General features: G+C 68.0%; 14 protein-coding genes. 1 reads left to right on the forward strand and 13 read right to left on the reverse strand.

Going from position 1 to position 15,423, the window contains the following annotated elements:
• The 10 genes from ON20_RS16005 to ON20_RS16050 all read right to left on the reverse strand — a co-directional run.
• Positions 1-1,380 (reverse strand): hypothetical protein (locus tag ON20_RS16005; RefSeq protein ID WP_245547260.1); only part of this gene is annotated, 1,380 nt, incomplete at its 3' end.
• Entirely contained in the window at positions 1,374-2,186 is an 813-nt protein-coding gene (locus ON20_RS16010; RefSeq protein WP_040836458.1) for a DUF8175 domain-containg protein, read from the reverse strand. The genes ON20_RS16010 and ON20_RS16005, both read right to left, overlap by 7 nt.
• Positions 2,183-2,824: a DUF8175 domain-containg protein gene (locus ON20_RS16015; RefSeq protein WP_245547261.1), complete on the reverse strand. Its 642-nt coding sequence runs from the start codon at positions 2,822-2,824 to the stop codon at positions 2,183-2,185. Before ON20_RS16015 ends, ON20_RS16010 begins: the two co-directional genes overlap by 4 nt.
• Positions 2,825-2,930: 106 nt before the next feature.
• On the reverse strand, positions 2,931-3,200 hold the full coding sequence (locus ON20_RS16020; protein WP_040836460.1) for a hypothetical protein: 270 nt from the start codon (positions 3,198-3,200) through the stop codon (positions 2,931-2,933).
• A gap of 7 nt (positions 3,201-3,207) precedes the next feature.
• Complete coding sequence (locus tag ON20_RS16025) at positions 3,208-3,504, reverse strand: hypothetical protein (RefSeq protein WP_040836463.1); 297 nt, start codon at positions 3,502-3,504, stop codon at positions 3,208-3,210.
• Positions 3,505-3,672: 168 nt separating this feature from the next.
• Complete coding sequence (locus ON20_RS16030) at positions 3,673-4,329, reverse strand: hypothetical protein (RefSeq protein WP_040836465.1); 657 nt, start codon at positions 4,327-4,329, stop codon at positions 3,673-3,675.
• Entirely contained in the window at positions 4,326-5,216 is an 891-nt protein-coding gene (locus ON20_RS16035) for a MinD/ParA family ATP-binding protein (RefSeq protein WP_040836467.1), read from the reverse strand. Before ON20_RS16035 ends, ON20_RS16030 begins: the two co-directional genes overlap by 4 nt.
• A 14-nt stretch (positions 5,217-5,230) precedes the next feature.
• Complete coding sequence (locus ON20_RS33180) at positions 5,231-6,175, reverse strand: DUF8176 domain-containing protein (RefSeq protein ID WP_083864958.1); 945 nt, start codon at positions 6,173-6,175, stop codon at positions 5,231-5,233.
• Positions 6,176-6,232: 57 nt separating this feature from the next.
• A complete protein-coding gene (locus ON20_RS16045) occupies positions 6,233-7,918 on the reverse strand; it encodes a cutinase family protein (RefSeq protein ID WP_040836469.1) in 1,686 nt (561 codons plus the stop codon).
• 222 nt (positions 7,919-8,140) lie between these two features.
• Positions 8,141-10,546 carry a RelA/SpoT family protein gene (locus ON20_RS16050; protein ID WP_040836471.1) on the reverse strand — a complete coding sequence of 802 codons (2,406 nt, stop codon included), beginning with the start codon at positions 10,544-10,546 and terminating at the stop codon, positions 8,141-8,143.
• Between the two features lie 361 nt (positions 10,547-10,907).
• On the opposite strand from ON20_RS16050, the gene ON20_RS16055 reads away from it, so the two are divergent.
• Positions 10,908-11,273, forward strand: coding sequence for an MmcQ/YjbR family DNA-binding protein (locus ON20_RS16055; protein ID WP_040836473.1), 366 nt, complete (start codon positions 10,908-10,910; stop codon positions 11,271-11,273).
• A 15-nt stretch (positions 11,274-11,288) separates the two neighbouring features.
• Here the strand turns inward: ON20_RS16055 and ON20_RS16060 are convergent, their stop codons facing one another.
• The 3 genes from ON20_RS16060 to ON20_RS16070 form a co-directional block, all read right to left on the reverse strand.
• Entirely contained in the window at positions 11,289-12,926 is a 1,638-nt protein-coding gene (locus tag ON20_RS16060) for an ABC-F family ATP-binding cassette domain-containing protein (protein WP_051162597.1), read from the reverse strand.
• Between the two features lie 171 nt (positions 12,927-13,097).
• Positions 13,098-13,670 carry an adenine phosphoribosyltransferase gene (locus ON20_RS16065; RefSeq protein WP_051162637.1) on the reverse strand — a complete coding sequence of 191 codons (573 nt, stop codon included), beginning with the start codon at positions 13,668-13,670 and terminating at the stop codon, positions 13,098-13,100.
• 36 nt (positions 13,671-13,706) lie between these two features.
• On the reverse strand, positions 13,707-15,419 hold the full coding sequence (locus ON20_RS16070) for an ABC transporter substrate-binding protein (RefSeq protein WP_040836475.1): 1,713 nt from the start codon (positions 15,417-15,419) through the stop codon (positions 13,707-13,709).
• Positions 15,420-15,423 lie beyond the last annotated feature (4 nt).

A 15,423-nucleotide genomic window follows, 5' to 3' on the forward strand; every position in this document is an offset into this window, starting at 1 on the left:
TGACGCGCCGCCGCCTCCGCCGCCGCGGGGCGGGGTGGGGCGGGGGGCGCCGCCGCCGCGGCCGCTGCCGGAGGGCGGGGGCGTACGGCCCGACCCGGTGACATAACCGGCCGCACCCGGTGCCGCCGTACCCTTCACCCCGACCGCCTTGGTGCCCATGGCCCCCAGACCGGCCGCCGCGATGAGGGTGCCGCCCGTGGCGGTGAGACCGGACCCGCCGCTGCCGACGATGGCCACCGCCGGGGTCACCAGACGCATCAGCGCGGGCAGGACGAAGGCGACACTGCACAGCAGTACCACGGCCACCAGCATGCGTTGGGCCTCTTCGCCTTCGGGCAGACCCGCCGTGGGGGTCAGCTCGTTCACATGGCCCGCCGTGGTGAAGGCGATCATGTACACGATCGCGGCCACCGGTTTCCATAGCATGAACGCGATGATCCAGCCGACCAGTTTCTGATACGACTGTTTGCCGATACTCATCCCGGACGACGCCGCCGCCAGCGGAAGCACACCGGCCGCGATCACCAACAGGCCCTGGCGAACGATGGCCAATACGATCTGCGCCAGCGCACCGAGCAGGCCGACGATGGCGATGATGAGCACCAGACCGGGCGAAAACGCCTGCAGCTTACTGGTTTTCACCATGAGCTCGGCCATGTTGCGGGCATTGCCGTCGGTGGAGTCGGTGATGATCCACTCGGCGAACCGATCCGAGGCCTGGGTACCGGCCACGATCACCGCGCCCAGCATCCAGGAGCTGAACACCACCCGGGTGAACATGCGGAAGGATTCGGCCGCCTCGTTCAACGCCGCCCCGCGTCTGGCCTCGGCCAATCTGGCGCCGGACAGGATTACCGAGGCGATCAACAGCAATATCTGCGCCTGATAGGTGTAGTCGTTGATCTTGGTGAACAGCGCGCCCGAATCGCTGACCGCCTCGTTGGGCACCTTCATCCAGAACGTCAACGCCAGGATGATCGCCTCACCGAGACCGTTCATCAGCGAATCCACCACCTTGCCGAAGGTGGAGTCCCACGCCTTGTCCTTGACCGCGGTGGCCGCCTCCCCCGGATGCGAGGCGGCATTGCCCGCCTTGCACACCGCCGAGGCCGCGTCACCCAGCGAGATCCCAGGGATGCCGAGACCGTCGAGCGCGTCGTGGATCTCGTCACAGGTCTCGTCGAAACCGTAGGTCTGACCGTAGGCCACCGTAGGGGTCGCGACCATCACGGTGAAGACCACCGCGAGGATGGTGAGCAGTTTTCTCACCAGATCCGAGCCCCCGTTCCGCGCGGGGGCCCGGTCCCGGCCCGTCGGATGCCGGTCACTGTCGTCAACAGTTTTCGCTTGCACTTTCCGCCCCACATCTCCGATCACCACGAGGTCCACCCCTCCAGCGATTCGACATATTCGGTCTGTGTGGAGGCCGAGGTGGTCGGCTTGAGCCGCCAGTCACCCGCGTCCCACACCATGATCAGCCGCAGTGCCACCCACAGCCGTTTACCGTCGACCTGAGGTCCGCGAGTCGCCAGGCGGACGATCGCCATGTCATCGGCATAGTCGTCGATCTTGAACGCGTCCGGGGCCACCAGATAACGGGTGACCGACTCCGGCTGCTGTGCGGGCAGCCGATCCGACTTCAACGCCCGGTCATAGGCGGCGATCTGCTGGGCCGTCACCCGCACCTGCCGCACATACAGGTCGCGGTGCGCGGGACGAGCATTGAGCCGATAGGTGATCTGCGCCGCCGCCAGCGCAGCACCCTGCGGGGTATGCGAATAGCCGACCGCCAGCCCGTCCTCGATCCGACTCGGGCCGTCGGAGGTCGAGAACGGCACCGAGGCACCGTAGACCCGCTGCCATCCCCGCGGACCGTTGGTGCCCTTGGGCGCAGCGGTCAGCCAATCCGAATCGGACGGTTTGCGCTGCCCCGAGGGATCCTGCGGAAGCGGTTGACCGGCCGGATTGTTCGGGATGTCGACGCGCCGGCCGAACAGATCGACCTCCGGGGCCGCGAACCCCTCGGCGATCGGCCCGTCCACCACCGACGGCCCCTCGGCGGCCGGCGAGTCGTCGCGTCCCACATACATGAACACGCCGACGATCACGATCAGCGTCAACACCGCCGCGGACACCACCACGCCGAAGGAGACGCGGTCACGCGCGTACGGCTCCTTCTCGCTCACTTCGGTGCCTCCAATGCGACGATATCGCCGGGTAGTTCACTGATCGCGTCGATGGGCCGCTCGGTCGACCCCGGGTCCGGTAGCCGTAACCTCCAATCCTCGGTGAACCACTCCACGGTGGTGTGATTCACCGCTTTCGAACCGTCCGAATACTCGGTGTAGATATCGACGCCGGCGCGTTCGTCGGTATAGGCGGTGATCCGGTAGCCGAGCACCCGGGGCAGGTACTCGGGTGAGGCCGCACCGGTGATGGACAGCTGCACCCGATTCACCGACCATTCGTCACGCGCCGCACCCGGCACCAGCTCCCGGGCCACCACATTCGACCACTGGCTGTCGGTGGCCACCGACAGCCGCACCGTATGGGTGATCGCGGCCACCGCCGCGCCCGGCGGAGAATGCTCGAAACCCGTTGCCGTACCGTCGGAATCCGATGAGGGCCCCTGGTCGGTATATGGCAGGGGCACACCCTGGAACGGCTGCCACCGCACAGTGGTGGGCGGCGCGGACAGGTCCGGCCCGGACGTATCCGCACCACCGCCGCAACCCGCGACGGCGACCAGAAGCGCGGCGGCCGACGCGCACAGCGCCCGCCCACGGCCACCGGGTCCGGCGGCCGTCTTCACTATGGAATTCATGCGCAGGTCGTTCCCATCCCGCACCGCGCGCTCATACCGTATGGCCCCGCCGTGAGCGGGTGTTCTCCGTGGTCACGCACGGCTACCTCCTCCGGGCGCTGACCGCTCATGCCGGCAGAAATGCCAGCGCGATGCCCGAGGCGGTGCTGGCGACCGTGGCGCCGAGCAGGCTCATGAGCACACCGTGCGAGGCGTCGTTCATCGCCAGGTCACTGCGGAACACCAGCCACAGCTTGCCCGCCGAGACGATCATCCACGCCAGGCACACCAGCAGCGCGAACCACAACAACCAGTTCAACAGTTGCGTGAGCGGTTCCAGCACCTCGGCCGGCATCTGCTTGTAGGCGAACACCTCGACTGCCCGTATTCCAGACATCACGACCTCACGTCCCGATGACGGCGTTCATGATGGTGCCCGCGCTGGTGGCGACCACACCGCCGATCATGGCGCCGGCCACCATCTTCGGTGATTCCAGCCCCCCGCCGGTCCATTTCTCCCAGGCGAATTTTCCACCGGCATAGATGATTCCGCAGACGCCCGACAACAACACGAACCAGGTGAGGTACCGCACCAGTTGCAGGATCTTCTCCGATCCGGGGGGTGCCTCCGGGGTCGGATTGCCCACTTGGGCAAGGAGAGTGCCGTAACTCTCGTGCACGGCGAGGAGGATGGTACTCATCGGGTGCCTTTCTCGAAAAGGGACGGGAAACGTTCGGTCCCCGCGAACGCGGGGAGCCCGGCACGAGTGGTCGGCGCCTGGGGAAGGCGGCGCAGCGTCACCGCGAAGGGCGCCGGAGCGTGCCGAATGAACTGTGCTACGGGTGCGTGCTCGGCGACGGCCACGGCATCACTCCTCCGGCGGTCTCGATCGGTCCTGTTCGGGCCGGGACTCCGCCAAGGCGGCGCGGGCCGCGGAGACGATCTCCCAGCCGAGTTCCCGAATCCCCTGCGGCACCTCGTCGAGCGGATCGATCCGGCGCCGGCGCTGCGGTATCACCGCCACTCCCGGTGTCCACACCGGCAGCTTCTCCGGTTCTACCAGCGTCCACTCCTCGTACCACGGCACCTGCCAGATCTGGCCCGCCAGCGCGCCGACCACATCTCGGTAGCGGCGGATCTCGGGAGCCATCCGGCCGGGTCGCGCCGCCACCGTGATCAGTCCGAGTACCTGGGCGGGACCGGCGAAGCCGGAGTGGTGCTGGCGCAGCAGATCGTGCGCACGGGTCAGCCCGGTGATGGTTTCCCGGGCCACCAGGACGACAAAGGGTGATTCGCGGTCGAAGACGCCGGGCCAGCGGCGGCCCGAATCCGCCGCGGGCGCAAGCACATGCGCGAGAGTACTGGCTCCGGCGCCGCCGTGCACACCCAGCAGCCAGACCAGCGGGGCCCGCCCGGCGCCGGGGATGGGACGGTCCCAGATAGCGGCGCGGCGGGACTCCGGTGGGGGAACCACACCGGCCCTGGGATGTTCGGGTCGAGAAGGAAGATTCATGGCGGCGGTCATGATGCCACCCCGGCGAGTAGCTGCCCATAGGCGCGGCGGGTCTCGTCGGCCAGCGCGATATGCCGGACGAGTTCGCCACGGGCCAGATGCGGGTCGTAAGGGACCTCGGCGATATCGCGAACCCAGCCGGAAAGATGCTCGCGCAAATGGTCGGCAACGCGGGAATCGTCACCGGGATGCTGATGCGAGATGACGATCGTGGTATCCCCGACGATTCCACCGCCCATGCCGTCGGCGGCCTCGCCGAACTCGTCGTCCAGCCATTCCAGAGTGACCCGGAGCCGGTTCGCGGCATCGGTGCGCGCCGGAATCGCCAGTATCAGCGCTACCTCCGCGTCGTCGAGCAGCGGACGCAGCTGGCGTCCGGCAATCGGGCTGCCACCGTCGTAGATCGCGGTATATCCGGCCTGGTCCACCGCGCGCGCCACCGTGAGATAACTCGCACGGCGGCGCAGCGGCGCCGCATCCCGCCAGAGCAGACCGATGCCCGAGGTCGCCCGTGACATGCATTCCTTCAGCGGTGCGGGGTCGTCATCGCCTCGGCCGTAGAGCCACGACTGCAGGCTGATCGGATGCAGGTGCTCGTCGGCGCCGCGCAGTGCCAGGTCACCGCCGGCCAGGGTGGCGTCCACGGCGATGGTCGGCGTGCCGGACAGGCCCAGCTCGCCGGCCAGCCCCAGTGTCGTTGTGGTGGTTCCGGCGCCGCCGCATCCACCGACCACCAGGATCGGCCGGGCCCTGCGGGCGGTGTGCGGGGTATCCCCCGCGTCCTCCGACCGTCGCAACCGCACCACCGGAGCCTTCGCGTCCGCCGATTCGGCGGGCAGGTCGTCCTCGTCGGCGACGGCGGGTGCGTCGTCGAGCCAACTGCTCCAGTCGTCTCCCATCGCTGCACTCTCCTCTATCCGGCCGTGATACCTGTGATCAAGGTGCGGCCGTCGATCACCGCGGTGGTGACCATCTGCTTGCTATAGGTGGCCGGTGCACCGCCGGGCCCGTATTCGGTGACATCGACCGAATACCGACCGGCCGCCACGGTTACGATGCGCAGACAGTATTCGGTACCGGGTGCGACGCTGTCGATGCCGGCCTGGATCCGCTCGGCGGACGATACCTGCGCATCGGGCGCGACCACCGATCTGGCGACGACACCGGAACGCTCCACGTAGTAGGCGTATTGGAAGCGCATGATCACCTCGGGCCCCGAGGTGGTGTTGCCAGGTTCCGCGCCGCGCACCGCGGTGTCGGATCGTTCGGTAGCACAGCGATTCGCCCCGGCGCCCGTATCGGCCCCCTCGGCGATGAACCGCAGCGCGGCACCGTCGTCCGGGGCCGCGCTGCGCGGCGCGCCCGGAGCGAGCAAGTAGAACACCACCGCCGCCGCGGCGGCGAGCAGGAGTACGGCGGCCACCAGGACAGCGACCGTCCGGCGCTGCCGGGCCTTCGCGTCCGCCCCGTCCGAACGTCCGACGCCGCGGCCGATTCGGGCGGGCGGCTCGGCGGAGTCGGGCCAGGGGAACGGCACCAGGTCGCCGTCGTCCGCGGAGCCCGATTCGGGGTCGGTGACCCAGTCGGACCAGCCGCCGGTGAACCCGCTACGGCGCCCGGAAAGTTCGGTGGGTTCGGCGACCGATTCCGCCGGCCGGGTGCGAACCCGCGGGGACACCATGTCCTCGGGATCGATCTCGTCGGCAGGAATATAGTCCGGGTAGCGAGCGGGCCCGTCACCGCCTACCGATGCCGGGATACTCTCCGCGCTGCCGTCCGCCCATTCGGGCGAGGAGTTCGCCCCTTGCGGCTCGAGCGGTCCGTACCAGCGGTCGAGCTTTTTGTACGACTTCAACATTCCCCCATTCCCGCAGGCCGGGGCGCGTGGTATCGCATCGTCGAACCCTCTCGGCGATCAGTGGGTGGAGAACGGACCGGTCTCGGGGGTACCGGGTCGTGCGACAGGTGGAGTCACCACGGCTCCGCCGAAGGAGGCACCATCGACCCCTGTCCCAAATGGGAATTGTCCCGTACCGGGCGAGACCGGGGCCGGCGACGCGCCGGAGCCGGACTCGAAGAATCCGGGCATGGACCCCGGTTCCTCGGCCCGCGGCAACCCGACCGGCGGTGCGTCCGCCGTCCGCGGGGCCTCGCCGCTGCCGACGGCCGCGTCGATATCGCGGGCCGCCGCGGCGAGCCAGTCCGCGATGAACTTGGTGGGCGCCTCGCCGGTGGCCGAGATGGCAGCGTTGCCATAGGCCTGATGCCGCTGGATGGTATCCCAGTAGCGCACCCAGGTGGTGGTGTTGAGCAACTCGCTGTTGTCGGTGATATTGTCCACCACCGCGTCGAATGCCTGGCTCACCAACCGGATACCGGTGGTCGGCGGGATGAGCTGCGGTATCGCACCGAGTAGTTTGGTGCCCAGCAGCAGCAGTGCCGCCGGGGGATTCGCCAGTCCCGCGGTGGCGAGTTCAGCGATCGCGGTCGGGTTCAGCACGGTGCGTACCACGGTGACCACCGCGTTCAAACCGATCAAGCCGACCTTCAGCAGGGCCCGCATGGCGCCCGGGATATCGAGCGGGGTGCGCGGATCTGCGGCGTCGGCCAGCCGCTCGGAGATCGACTTCTTCGGTGAGATCGACAGATTCGCCAGCGAGGTGCCCTGGATATCCTCGTTGACCACCTTGGTCGCGGTCTTGATGGAGGTGAACGCCAGCGCTTGCGCGACCGAGGTCAGCGAGGCGATCGGATCGCCGCCGCTGAGTTTCGCCTGGCCGACGATACTGGCCACCGCCTTGAGGATCGGCGCGCCCTCGGGTGCGTCGCAGGCCAGGTCCCCGGCGGCACAGAAACTGGCCACGCGACCGGTGAGGGCCCCGAAATTCTTGGCGGTATCGCGATCCGGGGCGATACCGCCACCGGCCGCGGGAGCCTGTGGCAGCGCGGCGATCTGCGTCACCTGTGCGCCCTCGGTGCCCGGTGCGGCATCGGGGGTCGCCTTCCCCGGCGCGCCGGGGAACAGTGGCGCGCCCGGTGTGCGGGTGGGATCGCCGATCAGGGCCACGGCGGCGATCTTCTCGGCCGGGATGGTGCCCTCGCCGCGACCGATCTCCTGGGCGAACACCGAGGCCACATGCGCGCCCTGGGAATAGCCGATGATCGCGAACCGAGTATCGGGGCAGCGTTCGGCCACCGAGTTCGCCATCGAACGCAGGCGCACCAGGCCACCAGAGACCGATTCGGAATACGGTGTGGCACTGCGGCCGTCGATACCGCCGAAACCGGCTTCGTAGGGGACATAGGCGCGTTCGACCAGGCCGGGTTCGGCGGCGTTGGCCATCAGGGGACTGAAGACCGTGGACAGCATGCCGGTATCGGTGGTCGGTGCGGCATCCGGAGAGGACTCACCGGTGCCCTGAATCCCCAACGCGTACAACGCCGGACAGGTCTCGATGGGCAGAGCGGTGGACGGGCCCGCGGGATTCGGCGCCTGCGCGCGAGCCGGAGCCACGGTGGCGACGGTACCCGCCGTCGCGGTCGCCACAGTCACGGCGAGTGCGATCAGCACCCCCGAGATTCTTGCCGTGCATCCAGCCATAGCGACCCGCAATCCGTCTTGTCACAGTTATCCGAGCGCAATGAAACGCAATTGACCGTAACAGATTTCGGCTATCACCGCTGCGGCGGCGGAAAGTTTACGTGACCTGCCGGTTACCTCAGGATGCACCACGGCGGTCCGAGGCCTGAACGTTATAAGTTTCCGATCTTGTCGGATCACCCGCCAAGCCCCCATGACGCGGGGCCGACACGGAACCCCCGCTCAGGCCGCGGAGGTCACGCGGTAGACGTCGTACACGCCCTCGACATTGCGGACGACGTTCAGCAGATGCCCCAGATGTTTGGGATCGCCCATCTCGAAAGTGAACTTGCTGATCGCCACCCGATCGCCGTGTGTGGTCACCGAAGCCGAGAGGATGTTGACCTTCTCGTCGGCCAGCACCTTGGTGACATCGGACAGCAGCCGGGTGCGGTCCAGGGCCTCGATCTGGATGGCGACCAGGAACACCGAGGACGGCGACGGCGCCCACTCCACCTCGATGATGCGCTCGGACTGCGCGCGCAGCGAATCGGCGTTGGTGCAGTCGACACGGTGCACGCTCACCGAACCACCGCGGGTGACGAAGCCCATGATCTCGTCACCGGGAACGGGTGTACAGCATTTGGCCAGTTTGGCCACGGTGCCCGGGGCGCCGGGAATCAACACCCCGGCATCGCCGGTGACCCGCTGCCGGGCCGGGGTCGTCGACGGGGTGGAGCGTTCGGCGAGTTCGTTCTCCACATCGCCGATACCGCCCAACTGGGCCATCAACCGCTGCACCACATGGTGCGCGGACACCTGGTTCTCGCCCACGGCCGTGTAGAGCATGGAGATATCGCTGTAGTGCAGTTCGTGCGCGACGGCGGTCATGGCGTCGACGCTCATCAGCCGCTGCAGCGGCAGTCCGACCCGACGGACCTCCTTGTTGATCTGCTCCTTGCCGTTCTCCAGCGCCTCTTCGCGGCGTTCCTTGGCGAACCACTGACGGATCTTGGCCTTGGCACGCGGGGAGACCACGAAGGTCTGCCAGTCGCGGCTGGGGCCGGCGTTCTGCGCCTTCGAGGTGAAGACCTCGACGACCTCACCGTTCTCCAACTGCCGTTCCAGCGCGACCAACCGGCCGTTCACCCGGGCGCCGATACAGCGGTGCCCGACCTCGGTGTGCACCGCGTAGGCGAAGTCGACGGGCGTGGACTTCTGCGGCAGCGTGATCACATCGCCCTTGGGGGTGAAGACGAAGATCTCCGGCGCCTTGAGGTCGAAGCGCAGCGACTCCAGGAACTCGGCCGGATCGGCGGCCTCCCGCTGCCAGTCCAGCAGCTGGCGCATCCAGGCCATATCGTCGACCTCGGTGGTGTCACCGGAGTGTTTGCCGCGGGTCTCCTTGTAGCGCCAGTGCGCCGCGATACCGAACTCGGCGGTCCGGTGCATGTCATGGGTGCGGATCTGCACTTCCAGGGGTTTACCGTCGGGACCGACGACGGTGGTGTGCAGCGACTGGTAGACACCGTAGCGGGGTTGGGCGATGTAGTCCTTGAAGCGGCCGGCCATCGGCTGCCACAACGAGTGCACCACGCCGACCGCGGCGTAGCAGTCGCGGACCTCCTCGCACAGAATGCGGATACCCACCAGATCGTGGATATCGTCGAAGTCCTTACCCTTGACGATCATCTTCTGGTAGATCGACCAGTAGTGCTTGGGCCTACCCTCCACGATGGCATTGATCCGGGAGGCGGCGAGGGTGTTGACGATCTCGGCGCGCACCTTCGCCAGATAGGTGTCACGGGAGGGTGCCCGATCGGCGACCAATCGCACGATCTCGTCGTACTTCTTGGGGTGCAGGATGGCGAAGGCCAGGTCCTCCAGCTCCCATTTGACGGTGGCCATACCCAGCCGGTGCGCCAACGGCGCGATCACCTCGAGGGTTTCGCGGGCCTTCTTCGCCTGCTTTTCCGGGGGCAGGAAGCGCATGGTGCGCATATTGTGCAACCGGTCGGCCACCTTGATCACCAGGACACGCGGATCGCGGGCCATGGCGATGATCATCTTGCGAATGGTCTCCGCCTCGGCCGCCGCACCGAGATTGACCTTGTCCAGTTTGGTGACACCGTCGACCAGGTGCGCGACCTCGGCGCCGAAGTCGGCGGTGAGCTGTTCCACCGAGTACCCGGTGTCCTCGACGGTGTCGTGCAGCAGGGCGGCGACCAGGGTGGTGGTGTCCATGCCCAGTTCGGCGAGGATATTGGCGACCGCCAGCGGATGGGTGATGTACGGGTCGCCCGATTTGCGGAACTGGTGCTTGTGCCGTTCGTCGGCCACGTCGAAGGCGCGCTGCAGCAGGGTGAGGTTGGCCTTCGGATACAGTTCGCGGTGCACCGTGGCCAAGGGTTCCAGGACCGGCTTGACCGCCGCGATCCCGCGCTGACCGGTCATCCGCCGAGCCAGCCGGGCACGCACCCGCCGCGAGGCCGAGGTGGGCACCGCGGCCGTCCCGCCCTGTCGAGTCGGATCGGGGTTGGCACGCGGCCGGGGTGTGGGGGCCGCGCCGGGAGGAATGGTCGGGACACCGCCGGATCGCTGGGCGGACGTCGATTGCTCGACATTCGCTTCGCCCAGATGCTGAGCCATGCCACCACCTCTCCACGCCGCGGTCCGGACCGGCTCCGAACCCGCAACTTCCTCCCGGAATACCAACTCTAGCTGCCACGCCGGTATCGCAAACCCCCTACCGATGCCGAACTCCCCCGTCACGGTAACTCGGCCCTTCGAAACAGCGGCCTTCAAGACAACACCTACGGCTCGCCGAACGTTCCCGGACGCCTCACATCGAAGGTACGCGAACGCCTGCTCGCCGTAGGGAAGGCCCGGCCGGCGGCCTCGACGCGGCGTCGGCGGTTCGGACCGGTTCGTGAACCGCCCCTCGTCGATGGCCGCGCCCGTGTGAGCCGACCCACCTCGGCCTACCGCTCCCTACCCCTACCCTGCGACCATGGATCCGTTGGAGCGGCTGCGGGCCATCTGCCTCGAGCTACCCGAAGCGAGCGAACGCCTCAACCACGGTTCGCCCGCGTTCGCCGTACGGTCGAAATCGTTCACCGTGTTCCTCGCCGACGATCACCACGGGCCCGGACAGGCCATCTGGTGCCCGGCGCCCGACGGCGTCCAGGCCGAGGTGGTGGACGCCGAACCCGAACGGTTCTTCGTTCCCCCGTATGTGGGCCACGGCGGGTGGATCGGGGTGCGGCTCGATATCGATCCCGACTGGGACGAGATCCGCGAGATCGTCCGCGACGCCTACCGGAAGGTGGCGCCGAAAAAACTTTCGGCGCCGTTGGATTCACCCGACGGGGCCTAACCCGCCGAATCGGGGTCACCCGGCCCGGTCCGTGGGTTTGTCGGACTCCGTATCGCCGGCCGGCGGCATGGCGGACTCGTCCGTCAACCCTTCGGCTGTGAGTGCGAGTCGCCGGGTCGCACCGATCTCGTCCAGGAACCGCGGGTCGTGGCTCACTACGATCAGGGCACCCTGGAACACCGCCAATGCCTGGGCGAGGTGATCGAGGCTCGGCAGATCGAGGTTGTTGGTGGGCTCGTCGAGCAGCAGCAGTCGCGGCGCGGGCTCCGCGAGCAGCAACATCGCCAGGGCGGCGCGCAATCGCTCCCCACCGGACAGGGCCGAGGCCGGAATATCGGCCTCGGCGCCGCGGAACAGGAAGCGGGCCAACCGGGCGCGGATACGTTCGGCATCGGCGTGTGGGGCCGCGGCCGCCACATTCTCGAAAACCGAGAGCCGTTCGTCGAAGATGTCCAGCCGTTGCGGGAGCATTCGCCAGGGCACCTTGGGTGGTTCGGCAGCGATCCGGCGCAGCAGCGTCGTCTTACCCGCGCCGTTGCGGCCGGTGATCGCCAGGCGTTCGGGTCCGGACACCCCGAGGGTGACGACCGGGCCGTTGGCCAACCGCACCTCATCGAGCGCGATCACCTCCTGTCCCGGGTACAGCCGGGTGTCCGGAAGGTCGACGCGGATCTCCCGCTCGTCGCGCAGCAGTTCCTCGGCCTGCTGCAACTGGTCCTTGGCGGCATCCAGTTTCTCGATGTGGTTGTTGCGCAGTTTCCCGGCGGCGACCTGCGCCTGGCGTTTGCGCATCCCCATGACGATCTTCGGCTCGCGTTTGTTTTCGTACATCTTGCGGCCGTAGCGCTGCCGGCGGTCCAGTTTGATCCGGGCCTCCACCAGCTCCTTCGCCTGTGTGCGGACATCGCTGCGGGCATCGCGGATCGCGGCCCGGGCGGCCTGCTGTTCGGTATCGACGATGCGTTCGTATTCGCTGTAGTTGCCGCCGAACAACCGCAGCTCACCCGCCCGCAATTCGGCGGTGGTCGCCATGCGTTCCAGCAGCTCTCGATCATGGCTGACCACCAGCACGGTGCCGGAGAACTGCGCGACGACCTCGTACAGCCTTCCCCGCGCAGCCTGGTCGAGGTTGTTGGTGGGCTCGTCCAGCAACAGCACATCGGGTTCGCGCAGCAGTTCGGCGACCAGCCCGAGCAACACGGTTTCCCCACCGGACAGGGTTTCCAGCCGCCGGTCGAGTCGGTCCACCGAATCCGCCGGATAGTCGAGACCGAGCCGGCCGAGCAGCGCGATGGCGCGTTCCTCGACGTCCCACTGCCCCCCGACGGTCTCGAAGTCGGCCTCGGTGCCGGTCCCGGATTCGATCCGGTGCAGCGCCCGCCGCGCCTCGGCGATCCCGAGGACGGCGTCGACTCGCTCTCCCACCGCGAGACCGAGGTCCTGCCGCAGGTATCCGAGCAGGCCGCCGACCGTGATCGAACCGCGCGCGGGGGTCAGCTCACCGGCCATCAGCCGGAGCAGGGTGGATTTGCCGGCCCCGTTGCTCCCGACGAGCCCCACATGTCCGGGGCCGATGACGGCGTCGAGTCCTTCGAACACCGATGTGCCGTCGGGCCAGGAGAAAGAGAGATCGGAAAGAGCGATATTGGCCATTGCCGCCCCACAGAGGTTTCGAACCGAACGCGGCGCGCGGTGTGCGGGCCGCCCGAACGACTACCTCATGAGAGCAACGGCGAACTCCGATCAGCGGGGACAGAACTCGACCAGGTTAACCACACCGGTCACGCCGCGCCAGTGGTTTTCCCCACCGGCGTATGCTCCGGGTCACACGGTGACGATGGAGGTGAGCGGATAGTCGCCCTGACGGGCGCGTCCGCCCAGGAACCCGAGTTCCAGAACGACCGCCGCGGCGACGACACGGGCACCGGCGGATGTGAAGAGGTCCGCGGCCGCGGCGAGGGTGCCGCCCGTGGCGAGCACGTCGTCGAGCAGCAGAACGCGGCGGCCCGTCAGATCCACGCCCTCACCCGGAATCTCCAGGGCGGCGGAACCGTATTCGAGCTCGTATTCCCGCGTGACGACCGGCGGCGGCAGCTTGCCACGCTTGCGAACGGCCAGTACCCCGGTGCCCAGCGCGGTGGCCACGCCGGCGCCGAGGATGAAACCACGGGCATCGATACCGGCGACCAGGTCCACATCGGGGACGAGGGCCGCCAGACAATCGATAACGGTGCGGAACCCCTCGGGGTCGGCGAAAACGGGAGTGAGATCGGCGAATCGGATACCGGGCGAAGGGAAGTCGTCAACCCAGCGGGTGTGGCGCCGGACCAGTTCGGCTGCCTTGGCCGTCCGTTCGGCGACCGTGCTGTCGGACTCGATCGCCGCATGCTTGCTCATCGACACCACTCCATTCTCCACAACCCACAACACCACTCATCGCTGGAGCACCCACCGGTCCATATTCCATCCGGTCCCTGCCCGGGTGGGTCCTGCGATGCCGTTCTGCAAACCGCCGCCGAAGGCGATGGTGCGCGGGGTGGCGAACAACGGAATGCTCGGCAATTCCGCCCACAAGAGATTCTCCGCTTCGGCGAGCAGACCCAGCTGCAGCCCCGAATCATCATCGGCGGCAAGCTGTTCCGTTATCGCATCGTAGCGGCCGTTACGGAAGTGACCGAAATTCAGTCCGCTACCGGTCCGCAACGCACCGGTCGCGGTTACCCCGGTCAGCGAACCGGCCGGGCCGGGCGCGGCCGCAGGGCCGCCGAGCACGGCGTCCACTCGGTCCTCTGCGAGCCGATCGGGGGTGAAATCGGGAGTACCGGCGTCCTCCACCGTGATACCCGCGGGTTTGCAGGCCTCCGCGATCAACTCCACCGTGCGGGCACGCCGCGCATCCGGGGCCAGATAGCCGATTCGCACGGTGGGATCGTCCACACCGGAGGCGGCCAGGGCGGCGGAGGCGCCCTTCACATCAGCGCCGTCGAACGATTCACCCGCTTTGGCGACCGCCGGGTAGAAGATCGAATCCTGCTGCACGATATGGGTATTCAGCAGCGCGGAACCGGGACCGGCATCCGGGGCGTCCGCGATCCGGCCGAGTTCGTCGAACAGCGCCTGGCGCGGCACACACAATGCCAACGCCCGCCGGACATCGCTGGAGCGGAAGACGCCGTCGGTGCTCAGGATCAGTTGTTCGGCACCCCGGCTCGCCACCGGGTGCACCTCGAACCCGTCCAGGCTCGAATCCGGAATCGACCCCGCGCCGATATCGACCACGGCCACCGAACCGTCGGAGATCTTGGTGGCGAGATCGGCCGGTTTCGGCCAGATCACGATCCGCCCGGTCGCGGGGCGATCCCCCCACCACTGCTCATTGGCGACCAGGACCAGGCCGTCCTCGGCGGTGAACGATTCGATCCGGTACGGTCCGGAGGACGGAAAACGGGTCAGGTCGAGTTCGCCGGGTGTCATATTCCAACCGGTGTTCCAGAAATCGGCCAGTTTGCCCAGCGCCGCCATATCACCGGACTGGACCGCGGACACCACGTCCGGCACCCCTGCCGCCTGCGCGGCCACGTGCGCGGGCATCAGCTCGCCCGCGGCGAACAGGGTGCGCCAGGGCAGATAGCGCCGATCCGGACGGAACACCACGGTCGCGTCCTTGGACCCCGGTTGGCATTCCACTCGTTCGATGGCCGAATAGCCGGCCGTGCTCGCGGTGTCGAACAACGGAACCTGGCCGCCGGGCCCGGGTCTGGTGAACCGTCCGCTGCGCGCGGCCCAGGTGAGCACCAGATCGTCGCAGGAGGTGGGCACCCCGTCGGAGTAGACGCCGTCGGGGTTGAGCCGATACTGGATGGTCTGGGCTTCGCCGGGCACTTCCTTGGCGGTTCCCGCGTCCGTATCGGCGACCTGCTGCCCGTCCGGGCCGGTGTAGAAGAAGCCGGTCAGCACCCGACCGAACACGGCCGCCGTCCCGCCTGCCGCGCCGCGCGTACTGCCGGCGTTGTAGCTGGTGACCGCGGCGTCGACGGCGTAACCGATCGACGGCACCTGGTCCTTGCCGGAACAGCCGGCCGCGAGACCGGCGCTCACCACGGCGGCGGCCAGTGTCGCGATCACCCGGCGCACGGACTGTCGCATCGAC

Origin of the sequence: Nocardia brevicatena NBRC 12119 (assembly GCF_000308495.1) — a bacterium.
Lineage (GTDB): Bacteria > Actinomycetota > Actinomycetes > Mycobacteriales > Mycobacteriaceae > Nocardia > Nocardia brevicatena.